Raw genomic sequence first — 16,882 nt, 5'->3', positions numbered from 1 at the left:
TCAGGATCCCTGGGATGTTTCGTTAGCCGAACTAATGAGTCATGTCGTAAATGATGTAATCGAGGCCTACGCGAAAAGCCATGGATGCAAATACTTCTGGATAGTTCGGATCATCGGCCCACTCCCAGGCGTCGCCCAAATGCATGTTGTGGCAGATTGCCACCATAATCCGCCCCTTGGTATCGCGGATCGCGCGCCACTTCGGCTGATACCCATCTTTCTCGTAAGTGCGCCGCGTGCGTACAAAGTGTTCTCCAGGAATCTGCATCTTGTCGTCGATGTCATAGAGACTGTGGAATATCTCATCACCACTTTGAAGGTCTTCCACGGGAAAATCTGGAAGAACCTGGCGCATCCCATTCATGAAGTTTTCCCAGTCTTCCGTTCCGTGAAAATCGTCCACCATCAGAAATCCGCCCTTCAACAGGTAGTCTCGGAGTTTCTGCGCCTCTTTGTCCGTGAAAGACCACATTTGAACCTGCACGGCGTAGATCCATGGATAGTTGAAGATATCGTCGGAGTCCAGAGTGACCACCTGCTCCGTGGGCCGGCCGTCGATCCGGGTCAACCGATGCATCGCAATCAGAAACTGCCGGTCTGCTTTGGGATAGTCCCTGGACCACGCATTCCTGCGCCAGTAGCCATATCCCCCAAAGCTGCTCATTCCCTGCAGATTGGAGGAAAACGCCAGTCGAGACCAATAAAACTCGGCCTTTATATTGGTTGGCGAGTCGTCATTCCCAAAGCCAAGGTCGGCAACTCGCTGGTACGCTCGCAGTCCGACGCAGCCAACTGCTGCTATGACCGAGGCGACCGCAACCCGCGAGAGCTTCATCAGAACCTCCGAATGAGGTGGCGTGATGAGGAGAGTACCAGAAACGGTTCGTGCCCTGTCTGATAGACAGGTAGACGAACCAAACAGAAATTTGTAGCAGGAAATCATTGATTTTGATGACGCCCTTGCCATAAACCGCGCTGGAGGACAAAATCGGGAGCGACAGGTTCATGAAGCGACGCGATCTCCTCAAGCTCGGAGCACTCGGGGTGGCCCATGCCGGAGCTTCGCGGGTCGCCCTGCTCGGACAAACCGCACCGGTGCCTCCTGCGGCCGCAAAAGCCGATTACACCCTCCGCATCTCACCAGTCACGGTTGAACTGGACCGCTCCCGCATCATCTCCACCATTGGTTACAACGGCATGGCGCCCGGACCGGTGTTGAAAATGCGCGAGGGGAAGCCCGTAACCGTCGACATAATCAACGACACGGACACACCGGAACTGGTGCACTGGCACGGGATGCTCATTCCGCCCGAGGTGGACGGCACCCAAGAAGAGGGATCGCCTTTCGTTCCGCCGCACGGCCGGCAGATCATCCAACTCACCCCCGGTCCCGCGGGCAGCCGGTGGTATCATTCGCACGCGATGGCCATGGACGATCTTCACCGCGGCTCGTTCACGGGTCAGTTCGGATTCGTCTACGTCGAAGGCCCAAACGACGGAGGGAAGTACGATCAGGAACACTTCCTGGCTCTACGAGATTGGGAACCGTTCTTTACCAGCACGATGGAAGATGACGACGACGATACGCACAACGATCCGATCTTCGAACAGCCATTAACCGTCAACACCGACCCAAACGGCCTCGAAGTTGCCTCGATGACCTACTCCATCAACGACAAGATTCTGGGGTCGGGAGAACCGATTCGCGTCCGCGAAGGCCAGCGGTTGCTCCTCCATCTTCTAAACGCCAGCGCTATCGAGAATCGGCGTGTGGCGCTCGCTGGCCACAAGATGAATGTGATTGCACTCGACGGCAACCCCGTGCCAAAGCCGCAGTCAGTCGACTCTGTCTTTCTCGGTGCAGGCGAACGCGCCGACGTCATCGTCGAGATGACTAACCCCGGTGTCTGGATACTCGGGGGGACCGAAAAGATAGTCCGTGAATCGGGACTTGGCCTCGTTGTCGAGTACGCCGGTCAGCACCGCCAGCCTCAGTGGATTGATCCTCCCCGCCGCTCCTGGGATTACACGATCTTTGGAAACGCCGTCTCGACCTCTCCACCACCGGCCAAGACGATTGAGATGATCTTCGAGAAGATTCCCGGCGGGTCGGGTAAGTTCAACACCTGGCTGGTAAACGGCAAACCTTATCCTCACGAGCGTGAATTCGTCTTAGAAAAAGGAGTTCGATATCGTCTGGTCATGCGCAATCGTACCGACGATGCCCATCCAATGCACCTTCATCGTCATCTTTGGGAACTGATAGAGATCAATGGAAAGAAGACAGCTGGCATCATCAAAGACACGGTCGTCGTTCCTTACTTTGGTCGCGCCGTGGTCGACTTTACAGCCGACCAACCCGGCCTCTCGCTGTTTCATTGCCATCTGCAGCAGCACATGGACTACGGGTTTAAAGCCCTGTTTCGTTACGCTTGATCGATGCTCTCCATGAGGTCTCGCAATGAAGCATCTGCGAAGAGCGCTATGGTGCGTTGCCGTGGCTGGTGTAGTGGCCGGTGGGGTCTTCGCGCAGCAGCGCTTCCGCGAGTACCCTTCCGTCGAATATGGCGAGCACATGCCGCTCCCTCTGGACTGGAACCGTTCAAGCGAGTGGACCTTTGCCCGCCTGATGTTTCCTCCGGGCCCCCTGGACGGGTACCGCGGACGCTTCGACGGTCCCTGGCAGGAGGGACTTTCTCTGTGGACGCAGGACTATCCACGTGCTGACCGGGCGATGGCGAACGCCGTCAGGCGTCTCACGAACGTTGATGCCAGGTCCGTGGAACAGTCGGTAAGCCTCGACGATGGAGACGAAATCTATAACTGGCCCTGGCTCTATGCGGTGCAGGTAGGGGAGTGGGGACTAACAGAAAAACAGGCGGAGAAACTGCGCGACTACCTGCTACGCGGCGGCTTCTTCATGGCGGACGACTGCCACGGATCCCAGGAACAGGCGTACTTTGAGAAGACGATGAAGATGGTCTTCCCCGAGCGTGATCTCGTAGACATACCGAACGACGACCCCATCTTTCACACCTTCTTCGATCTCGACGATCGCTTCCAGATTCCAGGCGCTGCGCATTTGGCCACTGGACACAAAAAAGACGGGTACGTTGCCCATTGGAAGGGCATTTATGACGACAAAGGAAGAGTGATGGTCGCACTCTCCCTAAACTCCGATATCGGTGATTCCTGGGAGTTTCTCGATGATCCGAGCTATCCCACAAAGTTCTCCGTACTCGGAACAAAGATCGGCGTGAACTATGTCATCTACGCGATGACCCATTGATTGCAAGGTCGTCCCTCTTTCCTCCCGTCACACTTCCGTGTGACAGGTTTAGGCGACGTTGCAGGTATGAGAAGGATAAAGGAGTGTGGTCCCGAGCAATCGCACTGCTGAACGGATGGCAACTATGTCCTGGTGGCTACTGTCGAGGAGGTTTCTCACTCGACTAACTGCCGCCGCCATTTTCCCTACCAATGGAATATCTGTTTTAGGGGGTCTATCCCAAAGTATCTCTGAGCGATGCGTGCAAAAAGCCGGATGGGCAGGGGCGAAGTTGATATCCATGGCCCGGTATCGCCGCATGGCGGCTCCACTTTGCTTATTCATGAAATAAGGGATTTCACTAGTTGTCTACACCCATTCTTCGCGATAGAAGTGTTCCGGAGATCTAGGTACAGTTTGGCCGCCAAGGGGGGTCGAATCATCTCTTCCGCTAAAGGGAGAAGAGGAGCCAGTCGAAAATGACAAGGGCGATCGAATGGATACGAGTTGCTCTGCAAAGCCATTCTGAATTGGCCCTCTTTCTCGCGTTGGCTGCCGGTTATTTCCTCGGGCGGGTTCGGATAGGGTCTTTCCAGTTAGGACCGGTCGTCGGATGCCTCCTGGCGGGCGTTGCAGTTGGGCAGCTTGGCATCACGATCCCAACTGCGCTCAGCAGCGCCTTCTTTCTTTTGTTTCTATTCTCTGCCGGTTATAAAGCAGGGCCTCAGTTCTTCCGAGGCCTGCGCCGAAATGCGCTTCCCCAGGTGGTCCTTGCCATCCTGTTTGCTGGAACCGGATTGTTGACGGTATATGCGGTAGCGCGTGTCCTTGGATTCGATGCTGGAACGGCAGCGGGGCTCCTCGCTGGAAGTGGCCATTCATCAGAGACGATGGGAACGGCGAATGATGCGATCGGAAAGCTGGCGATTGGCGATGATTTGCGTCACGCCTTTACCGAAGACATGACCGTGGCTTTTGCGGTTACCTACCTGGTCGGGCTGTTTACAACATTTGTAGTCCTCATTCGAATGGGTCCTTGGATGCTAGGGATCGACCTTCGCGCCGAATGCCAAAAGTTGGAGCAGGAGTTGGGCATGAAGACGGAGGAGCCCGGAGTGGTTTCCGCCTACAAGCAGTTTGTTATGCGGGCCTACAAGCTCCCGGAGAGCATGCATGGTGAGGTCGTCGCCGAATTGGAGCACGCTTTCTCGCCTGAACGCGTGTTCGTAGAAAGGGTGAAGAAAGAGGGGGAGATAATAGATGCCAACCCCCATCTTCGACTTGAGGCGGGGGATCGTATCGTTTTATCGGGACGCCAGAAGGTACTCGGAAGTTCCAGCAATCCGTTGCAGCGTTACGAGATCGACGAGCCCGCATTATTGGATGTTCCGGCGATAGCACTGGATCACGTGCTGGAGCGGAAGGATCTGCAGCATCGGACCTTTGCCGAGATTGTTGCCGTTCTGGAGAAGGAAGTTCCCACCAGGGGAGTCTTCATTCGCAAGGTAACGCGCGGGGGAGAAGAACTGCCCCTTGGAGAGGGGGTTGTACTCGAACGTGGCGATGTTTTGACGCTGATCGGTGCCCGGCGACACGTCGACCGCGTGGCGGAGCGCCTCGGTTCCGTCCAGCGCGCGTCCAATGTGACTGATCTCGCGCCGCTTTGTCTGATCATCGTGATCGGAGGACTGATCGGTTTACCTGCATTGCATGTGGGAAAAGTCAGCCTTGGATTCGGCCTCCCTGTCGGGGTTCTCCTGGCTGCGCTTGTTATGGGGTGGGTGCAGTCGCTACGGCCTGTCTTCGGCAGAGTACCCGAACCAGTAGTGTGGTTATTGGATTCGCTTGGCCTGGCAGCATTCGTCGCCTCAATTGGGATCAACGCTGGCCCGGGCTTTGTACACGGAGTCCGCACAACCGGTGTGGTACTTCTCATTGCTGGCGTCCTGTCATGCGCGGTTCCATTCATCATCACGATCTTCACCGGTCGTTTTCTCTTCCGATTGCATCCAGGCATCCTGCTCGGCATCTGTGCAGGAAGTTCTACGTCCTCTCCTGCTTTAGCGGCCCTTCTGGAGAAAGCCGAAAGTCGCGTGCCGGTTCTCGGCTATGGCGTAAGCTATGCAGTCGGCAAGGTGTTATTCGCGCTGTGGGGTTCGATCATTGTGCTCCTGGTGCATAGGAGCTAGCGATCTAGCCTCTATCTCAGTCTTTCTGGGCGAACTAGGGATTTCACTAGTTGTTTTGATCTGCCCTACCCGGTAGAAGTGTTCTTGCAAAGTCAGGGCCGGATAGTCCAATAACGCGATGGTCGCGCTCCGGAACGGAGCTATTGGTGAGCTTGCGTTAACAGATGAGTGGGTCGAACAGGAGGCGTATGCGAGCGTCCCTTTTACAAATGCTAAAGGTTTCCGCTGTAGTTGCGTTTGCTGTGTCCAGCATGAGCAATTTGCTGTGGGCCCAGCAGACAACGCCATCGACTGCAGGCAAGACGCGGACAGAGAAGGACCTTCTGGGAGAAAAACAGGTTCCAGCCGACGCTTATTATGGCGTGCAAACCCAAAGAGCTCTCGAGAATTTTCAGCTCTCAGGCGTGGCAATCAATCACTACCCGGGCTTCGTTGAAGCGTGGGCTCTGGTGAAGCTGGCGGCGGCGCAAGCAAATTATGACGTGGGGGCTATGAAAAAGGAGAGGCTGGATGCGATCGAGAAGGCATGCAATGCTGTGCTCGCCGGAAAATATCATGACCAATTTCAGGTGGATTGGTACCAGGGAGGCGCCGGCACCTCGACGAATATGAATGCGAACGAGGTGCTCGCCAACATCGGTCTGGAGCTGTCAGGTCACAAAAAGGGCGAGTACCAGTTTCTTGAGCCGCACGATGACCTGAATATGTCCCAGTCCACCAACGATTCGTACCCTACAGCAATCAAGGTGGCGTTCATTCTGCGAAACGGCAAGCTGATTGAAGAGCTGCAGAAGCTTTCGGCGTCATTTCGCGCGAAGGGAAATGCGTACATCGAGATCGTCAAGATGGGCCGCACTGAACTGCAGGATGCCGTGCCCATGACGGTGGGACAGGAATTTTACGCCTACGCGTCATCACTAGACAATGAGATTCAGTTGCTGCGGGATTCCGAGAAGGCTTTGTACACGGAGAATATGGGGGCGACTGCGATTGGTACGGGCATCAATGTCCCGAAAGGCTACGATCAGAAGTTTGCGGAGCATCTGTCGAAGCTTCTCAACAAGCCGATCGTACCCGCGCCTGACATGTTGGCCGCTACCTGGGACCAGCAAGGGTTCGTCATCTACTCCTCTGCGCTGAAGAGCCTTGCTATCAAGCTTTCAAAGATCTCGAGTGACCTGATTCTGTTGACATCGGGACCGCGCGCAGGATTGTTCGAGATTAACTTACCGGCGTTGCAGCCGGGCTCTTCGATCATGCCCGGAAAGGTGAATCCGGTCGTTCCCGAGGTGATGAACCTGGTCGCGTTTCGCGTGATGGGCAATGATTTTGTCGTAACGCTGGCCGCTCACAGCGGACAGTTGCAGCTCAACGCGTACGAACCGGTCGAAGGTCTTGCGGTCATTGAATCGCAAAGCCTGCTCTTCAATACCTCAATCCTTTTCCGCACGAAGTGCGTTGACGGCATCACGCTGAACGAGAAACAGTTGGAGCACTACATGGAGACGACGGTGGGCATCGTCACTGCGCTCAATCCTGTTCTGGGCTACGACAAGGCGACTGAACTGGCACAAGAGGCCTACTCGAGTGGCAAAGGCATTATCGAGATCATTCGGGAGAAGCACATCCTTACCGACGCTCAGATCAAAGAGCTGCTGGACCCGGCCAAGCTGACCAATCTGGATAAATCCAAGTACAAACCGAACTAGTTCTGGATTAGAAGAGCATTTGCGCCGCCGTGCGCTTCGGAGGGAGTGGTTATGAAGCGATCCTACAGACACTGGGCGTTGTTCCTTATTGTGGTCATCATCGTTCCTTGCCAGCAGGCTGTGACCCAGGGTAAGAAGCCGAACATCGTCATCCTCGCAACCGGTGGCACGATTGCAGGTGCCGCCGCCACCGGCACGCAATCCGCTTACACCTCTGGAGCCGTCACGATTGATGCGATGGTGAATGCCGTTCCGGGGATCAAGGACCTCGCCAACATCAAAGGTGAGCAGATCGCAAACGTCGGATCGCAGGATATGTCATTCGACATCATGTTGAAGGTCGCCAAACGCATCAATGAACTTCTGCCGACCAATGATGTCGACGGCATCGTGATCACTCACGGCACAGACACCATGGAAGAGACGGCCTACTTTCTCAATCTGGTCGTGAAGAGCGACAAACCGGTTGTCCTGGTGGGCTCCATGAGACCGTCGACGGCTGTCAGTGCTGACGGTCCGCTCAATCTGTATAACGCTGTGGCCGTGGCCGGTGATCCCAGGGCCAAAGGTCGCGGAGTCCTTGTGATCATGAATGATCATATTCACGCAGCACACTCATTGACGAAGACCAGTACCACCGACGTTCAAACCTTCTTGTCCCCCTTGCGCGGACTGGTCGGTGTCGTCTCTTACGGTAAGAGCGATTTCTATAACACTCCACCATGGAAGCACACGACGGCTAGCGAGTTCGACGTCGCTCAAGTCACTAAGCTTCCCCGCGTCGACATTATCTTTGCCGATGTGGATATGTCTCCAGATCTGATTGACGCCAGCGCCGCGAATGGCGCCAAAGGCATTGTTATCGCCGGCGTCGGCAACGGAAACATGAATAAAGTTTCCGTGGACGCCGCTGCGCGGGCGGTGAAGAAGGGTGTCGTCGTAGTTCGAAGCAGCCGAGTGCCCACAGGACTTGTTGGCCGCAACGTGGAGTTGAATGATGACGAACTTGGCTTTGTCGCCTCGGATGAACTGAATCCACAGAAGTCGCGCATCCTTCTGTCGCTAGTGCTGCTGAAGCCGCGTCCGGCCTCGGAGATTCAACAGATCTTCACTACGTACTAAGTGGAAGAACGTCAGGGCGATGTTTATGAGTGTCATCATAAGGGCGCTTTTGCTGACACAGTTTGCGATCGCTGTCATGGCTGGACCGCAGCCCTCCCACGCTCAATCCTCCGACGGTCCACGTCCTGCGCCGGCACTCGATTCAACGGAGGAGCCGGCTCAAGACACAGCTCAGAGTTCGACCCAGGCGCCTCCTCCCACTACTCCAGCGCAGACCACTACTCCAGCGCAGACCACGGCTCAGAACCCCACTCCAGCGCAAACCCAGGGTCCCCCGCCCAATCTCGAGAACCAACTCGAGGCAGCCGAGCCTCTACTGCGGCGGCGAGAACTTGTGCATTGGAATGAGTATCACGGGCCACACTTCACCATCCGGGTCGGCGCCGGCTTTCTAGTTGATTACGCGGCGTTCGCTCAGGACCAGGAGAGCAAAGAACAGATAAAACTCTCCCCCGACGGGAAGCTCCGTGATTTTCGTTTCATTATGGGTGGAAAACTCCCCAGTATCGAGCTGCCCACAACCTGGTGCGCAGGGGTCATGTACGACGCCCCCACTCACTCCTGGTTTCTGCGGCAAACAGGTGTCATGTTCGGAGTTCCGAAGATCTTGAGCTATTTCTTCATTGGGCGTCAAAAAGAGGGGTTCTCTCTCAACAAGGTCATGGTCGGCTATGACGGCTGGACGATGGAGAGATTCACGATGAGCGACGCGAGCATCCCGCTGCTGGCCGACGGTATCAAGTGGCTTGGTTATTCTAAAAAGCATGGCTTTCTGTGGAACATCGGCTACTTCAACGATGTCGCGTCTAAGGGACAGTCGTTTTCCTCGTATTCCAGCCAGGAGGTCGTACGACTTGCGTGGCTTCCGGTGCATTCAGAGGAGGAGGGCACGCTGTTTCACATTGGCTCTAACTTCCGCTATGGCAAGCCTGTAGATGGGCAACTCAGACTCAGATCACGGCCCGAAGCATTTATCGCGCCATATTTCATCGATACGGGCTCATTCCCCGCAAGCAGCTCACACAGTCAGGGATATGAGGTCTACTACCGTAGAAGGTCTTTGCTCCTGGGTAGCGAGTACTACTTCCAGAATGTCGCCTCCAAGTCAGCAGGCGATCCTATGTTTCATGGAGGCGACGTGGTTGCGACGTGGTTGGTAACCGGGGAGACGCGCCCCTACAACACCGTCGGTGGTTATTTCAAGGACATAGATCCGTTGAGGACCGTGTTCAGCGGAGGACCAGGGGCCTGGGAATTAGTGCTCCGATACTCCTATACCGATCTTAACGGCGGCAATGTGCATGGAGGCACGTTCGGGAGAGTCACACCGATGGTCAACTGGTACCTTTCCGAAAATGTGCGGCTGGAGATGGCCTATGGCTATGGACGCCTTGACCGATTCAATCTCAAAGGCAACACGCAGTTCTTCCAGACCCGTATTCAATTACAGTTTTAAAAATCTCGTGAACCTCGAGGCACAGTGAGTTCTACCCGGTAAGCCGAAAGGCAACATCCAGTTCTTTCAGACTCGGTTCCAAATTTCAGTTCTGAGATTGGGCCGAAACCTGACGAAAAAAGTCGATTCAGAACAACCTGGCACCCCACGATGCTCCGGCCGGAAGTCTCGCTCTCCAAGTCAGCGAATTGTCTGTGTTGCCGATGAGCGTGTAGTATTCCGCTCTTCGGGACGCGTTGTGCAAAGGTTGCTGTCCCCTCAGAATGTCTGAGATTTTCTCGAATACAACGGGGCTTCCTTTTATTCGGAATCTATCGAGCTATGAGGTGTATGGGATGAAGAGAGTAATTATGGCGATGGCTTCGTTTGGCATGATCTCCCTGCTGGTTGCGATGGCGCCGGATATTCGCCGCTATCTCAGGATGCGTTCGATGTAAGTGGTGACTCTGCCAGAGGAGCGGCTTCGACGATCTGAGGATGATCCGGTGAGGGTCTGCCCGGTATTGCGTGAATTGCGCTTGGGGCGGAAGATAGACGCGTGATTTCGATGCGACAGTGCCTCGGCACTGAAAGGACGCCATCCAGGTTATGGGACCTCCTCGTCGCGCAGAAGACAGATCGCAACCTATCGCTGAGATCGATGTTCTGTGGATCACCGCGGGACTGGGCTGCGATGGGGACACGATCGCGATGACGGCCGCGATGCAGCCGAGCATCGAGGACATTGTTATGGGAGCGCTGCCGTGGATTCCGAAGGTGCGATTTCATAATCCGTTTCTCGCCCTAGAGAATGGGGAAGAGTTTGTGAAGGCCTTCCATCTGGCGGCGGAGGGGAAGTTGCAGCCTTTCATGCTCGTGTTGGAAGGTTCTGTGCCGGATGAGGGCAACAAGGATGAGGGCTACTGGGCGTCGATGGGCACGGACCGGACGACGGGGCAGCCGATTACGACGTGCGAATGGATTGACCGGCTGGCACCGAAGGCGTGGGCGGTGATTGCGGCGGGAACCTGTGCGACGTATGGCGGGATTCATGCAATGGAGGGGAATCCGACGGGATGCATGGGGTTGCCGGACTACCTGGGCTGGGGATGGCGCTCGAAGGCGGGCATTCCTATTGTTTGCGTACCGGGGTGTCCGGTGCAGCCGGATAATTTTATGGAGACGCTGTTGTATCTGCTGAACATGGCGGCGGGGCGGGCGCCGATGATTCCTCTGGATGATGCTCTGCGTCCGGCGTGGCTGTTCGGCAGCACGCTGCATGAAGGGTGCGACCGCGGGGGGTACTACGAGCAGGCGCAATTTGCCGAGGAGTATGGTTCGCCGCTGTGCATTGTGAAGCTCGGATGCTGGGGGCCGGTGGTGCAGTGCAACGTGGGCAAGCGCGGCTGGATGGGGGGAATTGGCGGATGCCCGAACGTTGGCGGCATCTGCATTGGATGCACCATGCCGGGATTTCCGGACAAGTTTATGCCGTTCATGGATCAGCCTCCGGGCTCACTTTTGTCGTCGGCGGCGGTCCAGACGTATGGGCGCGCGATCCAGGCGCTGCGGCGGTTTACGCAGGCGTCGCTGAATAAGGAGCCAAGCTGGAGGAATCGGCGCAACTCTGCGGAGACGCGTGGCGACGCTTGAGACAACGCGGTGATGGGGGAGACCCGGTCAAAGAAACAGGACGGCTGGAGCAGGCGATGTCCTCGTTGGTTCAAACAAGGCAGGGGCGGCGAAACAGAAGCAGCGGGCCGGAGCCGCGCAACGCAGAGCCGTGCAAAGCGGCGGGTGAGGGGTTGCCGGATCTTGCTGAAGCAGAGTCGGTGCTGCTGGGGCTGGCGAGTATCTTTTCCGATCCCGCTACGGGGCGGGGTCGTGTGCTGAAGGAGTTTTCCGTGGACGGGGATGGGCGCGCGCCGAACCTTGAGGCGAAGTATCGCGCGTTGCTGGAGCAGATACCGGCGGTTGTGTTTATGGCTTATCTCGACCGCGGGATCAGCGAGGCCTATGTGAGCCCGCAGATCGAGGCAGTACTCGGGTACTCGCGCGAGGAGTGGCTGGAGGACCCGGTGCGGTGGTACCAGCACATTCACCCCGATGACAAGCAACGGTGGAGCCTGGAGGCGGCGGAGATGTTTCTCTCTGGGAAGCCGCTGCGCTCGGCGTATCGGGTGATTGCTCGCGATGGACGCGTGATCTGGTTTCACTGCGACGCGAAGATGATGCGAAGGGACGACGGCAGGCCGTGGTTCATTCATGGGGTGGCCTTCGATATCTCGGATCTGAAGCGGATCGAGGAGGAGTTGCAGGAGGAGCGCAACTTCGTCTCAGCGATTCTCGACACGGTGGGAGCACTGGTGGTGGTGTTGGATACAGAGGGGCGCATCCTACGATTCAATCCGGCGTGCGAGGTTACGACGGGATATTCGATGAAAGAGGTTCAGGGTCGATGCCTTTGGGATCTGTTTCTGGCGGGAGAAGAGGCTCAGCGCTTCAGGCAGACCTTCGAAGTGATGCGTACGGGCCTTCTTCCGCAGGAGTACCAGAGCTGCTGGATGACACGGCATGGCCATCAGCGGCTGATCGCGTGGACGAGCAAGCTGCTGCCGGGCAGTGGAGACACTTCGAACTACATTATTGCGACGGGCATCGACATCACGGAACGGAAGCAACTGGAGAAGGCGATTCTGGATATCAGCGCGCGAGAGCAACGGCGGATTGGGCAGGATCTACATGATGGGCTCGGCCAGCATCTGACGGGGATCGCGTTTATGGCCAAGGTGCACGAGGCGAAGCTGGTGGAGAAGAATAGAGCGGAGGCGGAGGAGGCGGCGAAGATCGTAAAGCTGGTGAACGAAGCGATTCATAAGAGCCGCGAGCTGGCGCGGGGTCTGCTTCCAGTGGTCTCCGATTCGCAAGGTTTGATGTCGGCGTTGCAGCTTTGGGCAGCTGAAGTCGAGGATTTGTTTGGTGTATCCTGCCGGTTTCAGTGCGAACGGCCTGTGCTGATCGGGGATGACTCGATGGGTACGCATCTTTATCGCATTGCGCAGGAGGCGGTGAATAACGCGATCAAGCATGGTGCGGCGCAGAACATTACGATTCAGCTGGCTGCGGAGCAGGGCCGCGGCACGTTGACGATCCGGGACGACGGGAGAGGCATCGTGGAAGGCGCTGCGAGTTCACAAGGAATGGGGCTTCACATTATGAAGTACCGGGCCGGCATGATCGGCGGGACGCTGGATGTGCGGCGATACGCGGCCTGCGGAACAGTTGTGACCTGCATCTTTCCTGTGAAGGAGGAATAGTAGCGTGCGGGCTGGTGAGTCGACGAATCCGCATTCGAGTGCGCGAGTGAGGAAGAAGACTGTCTTCGTGGTGGACGATCATCCTTTGCTGCGCCAGGGGCTGGCGCTGATGATCAACCGGGAGCCGGACCTGGTTGTCTGCGGCGAGGCGGAAGAGTCGCAGTCAGCGATGAAGGCGATCGCAGCGAAGCGACCGGACATCCTAATTGCGGACATCTCACTGAACGGCCCCGACGGGCTGGATATGCTGAAGGAGCTTCGCGGGCTATATCCGGACCTTCCGGTGCTGATTCTCTCGATGCATGAGGAGTCGATCTATGCGGAACGCGCGCTGCGGGCAGGAGCAAATGGCTACATCATGAAGCAGGAGGCCACGGAGAAGGTGCTGGTGGCGGTGCGGCGCATTCTGAATGGGGAGATCTACCTGAGCGACCGAATGGCGAACAAGCTGCTACACGAGTACATCAGTGGCGGCTCGACCGCGAAAATGAACTCCGAGTTTTCGACGCTGTCGGATCGTGAGCTTGAGGTGTTTCGCCTGATCGGCGAGGCGCGCAGCACACGGCAGATCGCCGAGAAGCTGCACCTAAGCATCAAGACGGTGGAGACCTACCAGGCGCACATCAAGGACAAGTTGTCACTCCGCAGCGGGCGCGAGCTTGTTCAGCATGCGATTCAATCCGCGATCCGGGAGTGAAGGACTGGGTTTGCTGCTCTGTGCCTATCAGGGATTCCCCGGTAGCGGCATGAGTAGTTCTCTGAAGACAAAATAGGGTCTGTCCTGCTTGTGAATGGACTTCCGCGTCTGTTGTTATGGCTCGTTCGATCGTGCGGCTTGTGTCCGGAGCTGCGCCGTCGATGTCTGCGAACACGAGGCAGGTCTCGAGAGGAGAGCCAGCTTATGACAGCGGAACGTGTGCCTTACGGGCGGATCACTCAGAAGGAGCCAGCGGTGGCGGAGGTCCACATCGTGTGGATTACGGCTGGGTTGGGGTGCGATGGTGATTCGGTATCGGTCACTGCGGCGACACAGCCGAGCATCGAGGATGTGCTGCTGGGTGCAATCCCAGGACTTCCGAAGGTTCATCTGCACAATCCTGTGCTGGCGTACGAGAACGGTGGCGACTTTTTGAACTTCTACTATCTCGCCGAGCAGGGAAGGCTGGATCCGTTCGTTCTCGTCGTGGAAGGCTCGATTCCAAACGAGAAGATCAAGCGAGAGGGCTACTGGGCGGCAGTGGGGACGAATCCGAGCACGGGCCAGCCGATTACGACGACGGAGTGGATTGATCGGCTCAGTCCGAAGGCGCTTGCTGTTGTGGCTGCCGGCACGTGCGCAACGTATGGCGGCATCCACGCGATGGAGGGCAATCCGACCGGGGCGATGGGGCTGGCCGATTATCTGGGCTGGGACTGGAAGTCAAAGGCAGGGCTTCCCATCGTGAACGTTCCGGGGTGTCCGGTGCAGCCGGACAACTTCATGGAGACGGTGCTGTATCTGCTGTACCAGGTTGCCGGCCTTGCTCCGATGATTCCGCTTGACGATCAGCTGAGGCCGACGTGGTTGTTCGCCAAGACAGTGCATGAGGGCTGCGATCGCGCGGGGTACTACGAGCAGGGTGACTTCGCTGAATCGTATAGCTCGCCCAAGTGCATTGTGAAGCTTGGGTGCTGGGGGCCGGTGGTGAACTGCAACGTGCCGAAGCGCGGCTGGATGGCGGGTCTGGGCGGCTGTCCTAATGTGGGTGGCATCTGCATTGGCTGCACGATGCCTGGCTTCCCCGATAAGTTTATGCCGTTTATGGACGAGCCGCCGGGCTCGAAGATATCGAGCACGGTGGTGGGAGCGTACGGCAAGGCAATTCGCGCTCTGCGGACGCTGACAAATGACACGGTGAACAAAGAGCCGAAGTGGCGGCATCCACGCGCCGAGCTGACGACGGGATATCACCCAAGTTCCTACTGAAGGAAGACGGAAAAGGAGCCAACGATGGGCACGCTTGCTGCGGAAGAGAGACAAGTCGCCGAGAAGCATGGGCAGTTAGTGGAGATGAACTGGGATCCGATTACACGGATTGTGGGGAGCCTCGGAATCTTCACGAAGATCGACTTCGGCACGCGCCGCGTCGCGGAGTGCCACAGCACGTCTTCGATCTTTCGCGGATACAGCATCTTTATGAAGGGGAAGGACCCGCGAGACTCGCACTTCATTACGAGCCGCATCTGCGGCATCTGTGGGGACAACCACGCCACGTGCGCGACGTATGCGCAGAATATGGCGTTTGGCGTGAAGCCTCCGCCGATTGCGGAGTGGATCGTGAATCTTGGCGAAGCGGCGGAGTACATGTTCGACCACAACATCTTTCAGGACAACCTGGTAGGCGTGGACTTCTGCGAAAAGATGGTGAAGGAGACGAACCCAGGCGTGTGGGAGAAGGCGCTGAATACGGAGTCGCCGCATGCGAGCCTGCATGGCTATCGCAAGATCTCGGACATCATGACTGCGCTGAATCCCTTCACGGGAGAGTTCTACCGCGAAGCGCTTCAGATGAGCCGCATGACCCGCGAGATGTTCTGCCTGATGGAAGGGCGTCACGTGCATCCTTCGACGCTTTATCCCGGTGGAGTAGGTACGGTGGCGACGGTTCAGCTCTTCACTGACTACATCGTGCGGCTAATGAAGTATGTCGAGTTTATGAAGAAGGTTGTGCCGCTGCATGACGATCTGTTCGACTTCTTCTACCAGGCGCTTCCGGGGTATGAAGAGGTCGGGCGTCGGCGAATTCTGCTTGGGTGCTGGGGTTCGTTCAACAACCCGGATGTGTGCGACTACACGTACGCGAAGATGACCGACTGGGGCCGGGGGATGTTTGTCACTCCCGGGGTCGTTGTGGATGGGGAGCTGGTGACGACGGACCTGGTGGACATCAATCTGAATATCCGCATTCTGCTGGGCAGTTCGTACTACGACGACTGGCAGAACGCAGAGACCTTCGTGAAGAACGATCCGCTGGGCAATCCGGTGGATCAGCGGCATCCGTGGAATCAGAGTACGTTTCCGAAGCCACAGAAGCGGGACTTCGCGGGCAAGTACACGTGGGTGATGTCGCCGCGGTGGTATGACAAGCGCACGAAGGACTATCTCGCGCTCGACACGGGCGGCGGGCCGATTGCGCGCTTCTGGGCGACGGCGCTGGCCGGCGTCGTGGATATTGGCTATGTGAAGGCCACAGGGCAGAGTGTGAAGATCTACCTCCCGAAGACGATGACCCTGCCAGAAGTAGAACTGGAGTGGAAGATTCCCCAGTGGAGCAACGCGATTGAGCGCGATCGCGCGCGCACGTACTTCCAGGCCTATGCGGCGGCTGCGGCGCTTCACTTTGCGGAGAAGGCGCTTGCTGAACTCCACGCCGGAAGAACGAAGACCTGGAGCGACTTCAAGGTTCCGGAAGAGAGTATCGGATGCGGCTTCCACGAGGCCGTTCGCGGCGTGTTGTCGCATCATGTCGTTATTCGCAATCACAAGATCGCGAACTACCATCCGTATCCTCCGACGCCGTGGAACGCGAGTCCGCGCGATATTTATGGAACTCCCGGACCGTATGAAGACGCGGCACAGAACACGCCGATCTTCGAAGAGAACGGGCCGGACAGCTTCAAAGGGATCGACATCATGCGGGCGGTGAGGAGCTTTGATCCTTGCCTGCCTTGCGGTGTGCATATGTACCTGGGGAATGGAAAGGTCCTTGAAACGCATCATTCTCCGATGTTTGGGCAGCATCAGCAGCAGCCCTGACTTGAATGCGATGAGCGTGAAGTGTAGGCCTGAGATGTGTTGTTTG

Annotated in this window: 13 protein-coding genes; 12 read left to right on the top strand and 1 reads right to left on the bottom strand. The window is 57.0% G+C overall.

Annotation, left to right across the window (positions count from 1 at the left end; translation table 11 throughout):
• Window positions 1–31: 31 nt before the first annotated feature.
• Window positions 32–835, bottom strand: a complete 804-nt coding sequence (locus tag Q363_RS32790; protein WP_035359012.1) for a DUF4159 domain-containing protein — start codon at window positions 833–835, stop codon at window positions 32–34.
• Between the two features lie 170 nt (window positions 836–1,005).
• Here Q363_RS32790 and Q363_RS32785 point away from each other — a divergent pair, with 170 nt between their 5' ends.
• From Q363_RS32785 to Q363_RS32735, 12 genes are all read left to right on the top strand, one after another.
• Window positions 1,006–2,436: a multicopper oxidase family protein gene (locus Q363_RS32785; RefSeq protein ID WP_035359011.1), complete on the top strand. Its 1,431-nt coding sequence runs from the start codon at window positions 1,006–1,008 to the stop codon at window positions 2,434–2,436.
• Between the two features lie 25 nt (window positions 2,437–2,461).
• Window positions 2,462–3,289 (top strand): DUF4159 domain-containing protein, encoded by an 828-nt coding sequence (locus Q363_RS32780; RefSeq protein ID WP_035359010.1) that lies wholly within the window; start codon window positions 2,462–2,464, stop codon window positions 3,287–3,289.
• Window positions 3,290–3,747: 458 nt separating this feature from the next.
• Window positions 3,748–5,457, top strand: coding sequence for an aspartate-alanine antiporter-like transporter (locus Q363_RS32775; RefSeq protein ID WP_084080999.1), 1,710 nt, complete (start codon window positions 3,748–3,750; stop codon window positions 5,455–5,457).
• Window positions 5,458–5,666: 209 nt separating this feature from the next.
• Window positions 5,667–7,166 (top strand): aspartate ammonia-lyase, encoded by a 1,500-nt coding sequence (locus Q363_RS32770; protein WP_245632630.1) that lies wholly within the window; start codon window positions 5,667–5,669, stop codon window positions 7,164–7,166.
• 51 nt (window positions 7,167–7,217) lie between these two features.
• On the top strand, window positions 7,218–8,288 hold the full coding sequence (locus Q363_RS32765) for a type II asparaginase (RefSeq protein WP_035359008.1): 1,071 nt from the start codon (window positions 7,218–7,220) through the stop codon (window positions 8,286–8,288).
• Between the two features lie 25 nt (window positions 8,289–8,313).
• Complete coding sequence (locus Q363_RS32760; RefSeq protein WP_169747232.1) at window positions 8,314–9,744, top strand: OprO/OprP family phosphate-selective porin; 1,431 nt, start codon at window positions 8,314–8,316, stop codon at window positions 9,742–9,744.
• A 335-nt stretch (window positions 9,745–10,079) separates the two neighbouring features.
• Complete coding sequence (locus Q363_RS47350; protein WP_425387825.1) at window positions 10,080–10,181, top strand: DUF6893 family small protein; 102 nt, start codon at window positions 10,080–10,082, stop codon at window positions 10,179–10,181.
• A 151-nt stretch (window positions 10,182–10,332) separates the two neighbouring features.
• Complete coding sequence (locus Q363_RS32755) at window positions 10,333–11,376, top strand: NADH-quinone oxidoreductase subunit B family protein (RefSeq protein WP_035359007.1); 1,044 nt, start codon at window positions 10,333–10,335, stop codon at window positions 11,374–11,376.
• Between the two features lie 56 nt (window positions 11,377–11,432).
• The gene (locus Q363_RS37210) at window positions 11,433–13,040 is read left to right on the top strand and encodes a PAS domain-containing sensor histidine kinase (RefSeq protein WP_051979656.1); all 1,608 of its coding nucleotides are present in this window, start codon (window positions 11,433–11,435) and stop codon (window positions 13,038–13,040) included.
• A gap of 46 nt (window positions 13,041–13,086) precedes the next feature.
• On the top strand, window positions 13,087–13,737 hold the full coding sequence (locus Q363_RS32745) for a response regulator transcription factor (protein ID WP_035359107.1): 651 nt from the start codon (window positions 13,087–13,089) through the stop codon (window positions 13,735–13,737).
• Window positions 13,738–13,941: 204 nt separating this feature from the next.
• Complete coding sequence (locus Q363_RS32740; protein ID WP_035359006.1) at window positions 13,942–15,006, top strand: NADH-quinone oxidoreductase subunit B family protein; 1,065 nt, start codon at window positions 13,942–13,944, stop codon at window positions 15,004–15,006.
• Window positions 15,007–15,030: 24 nt separating this feature from the next.
• A complete protein-coding gene (locus Q363_RS32735) occupies window positions 15,031–16,836 on the top strand; it encodes a nickel-dependent hydrogenase large subunit (RefSeq protein WP_035359005.1) in 1,806 nt (601 codons plus the stop codon).
• Window positions 16,837–16,882 lie beyond the last annotated feature (46 nt).

It is taken from the genome of Edaphobacter aggregans DSM 19364 (genome assembly GCF_000745965.1).
Lineage (GTDB): Bacteria > Acidobacteriota > Terriglobia > Terriglobales > Acidobacteriaceae > Edaphobacter > Edaphobacter aggregans.
The sequence above is the reverse complement of the archived record's forward strand: the minus strand, read 5'-3'. Positions and strand labels throughout refer to the sequence as shown.

Bases quoted from the DNA above. Each gene is read 5' to 3' on its own strand.
- Q363_RS37210 (WP_051979656.1), top strand. From the start codon at position 11,433: ATGTCCTCGTTGGTTCAAACAAGGCAGGGGCGGCGAAACAGAAGCAGC.
- Q363_RS32765 (WP_035359008.1), top strand. From the start codon at position 7,218: ATGAAGCGATCCTACAGACACTGGGCGTTGTTCCTTATTGTGGTCATC.
- Q363_RS32790 (WP_035359012.1), bottom strand. From the start codon at position 835: ATGAAGCTCTCGCGGGTTGCGGTCGCCTCGGTCATAGCAGCAGTTGGC.
- Q363_RS32735 (WP_035359005.1), top strand. From the start codon at position 15,031: ATGGGCACGCTTGCTGCGGAAGAGAGACAAGTCGCCGAGAAGCATGGG.
- Q363_RS32785 (WP_035359011.1), top strand. From the start codon at position 1,006: ATGAAGCGACGCGATCTCCTCAAGCTCGGAGCACTCGGGGTGGCCCAT.
- Q363_RS47350 (WP_425387825.1), top strand. From the start codon at position 10,080: ATGAAGAGAGTAATTATGGCGATGGCTTCGTTTGGCATGATCTCCCTG.
- Q363_RS32775 (WP_084080999.1), top strand. From the start codon at position 3,748: ATGACAAGGGCGATCGAATGGATACGAGTTGCTCTGCAAAGCCATTCT.
- Q363_RS32760 (WP_169747232.1), top strand. From the start codon at position 8,314: ATGAGTGTCATCATAAGGGCGCTTTTGCTGACACAGTTTGCGATCGCT.
- Q363_RS32740 (WP_035359006.1), top strand. From the start codon at position 13,942: ATGACAGCGGAACGTGTGCCTTACGGGCGGATCACTCAGAAGGAGCCA.
- Q363_RS32770 (WP_245632630.1), top strand. From the start codon at position 5,667: ATGCTAAAGGTTTCCGCTGTAGTTGCGTTTGCTGTGTCCAGCATGAGC.
- Q363_RS32780 (WP_035359010.1), top strand. From the start codon at position 2,462: ATGAAGCATCTGCGAAGAGCGCTATGGTGCGTTGCCGTGGCTGGTGTA.
- Q363_RS32755 (WP_035359007.1), top strand. From the start codon at position 10,333: ATGGGACCTCCTCGTCGCGCAGAAGACAGATCGCAACCTATCGCTGAG.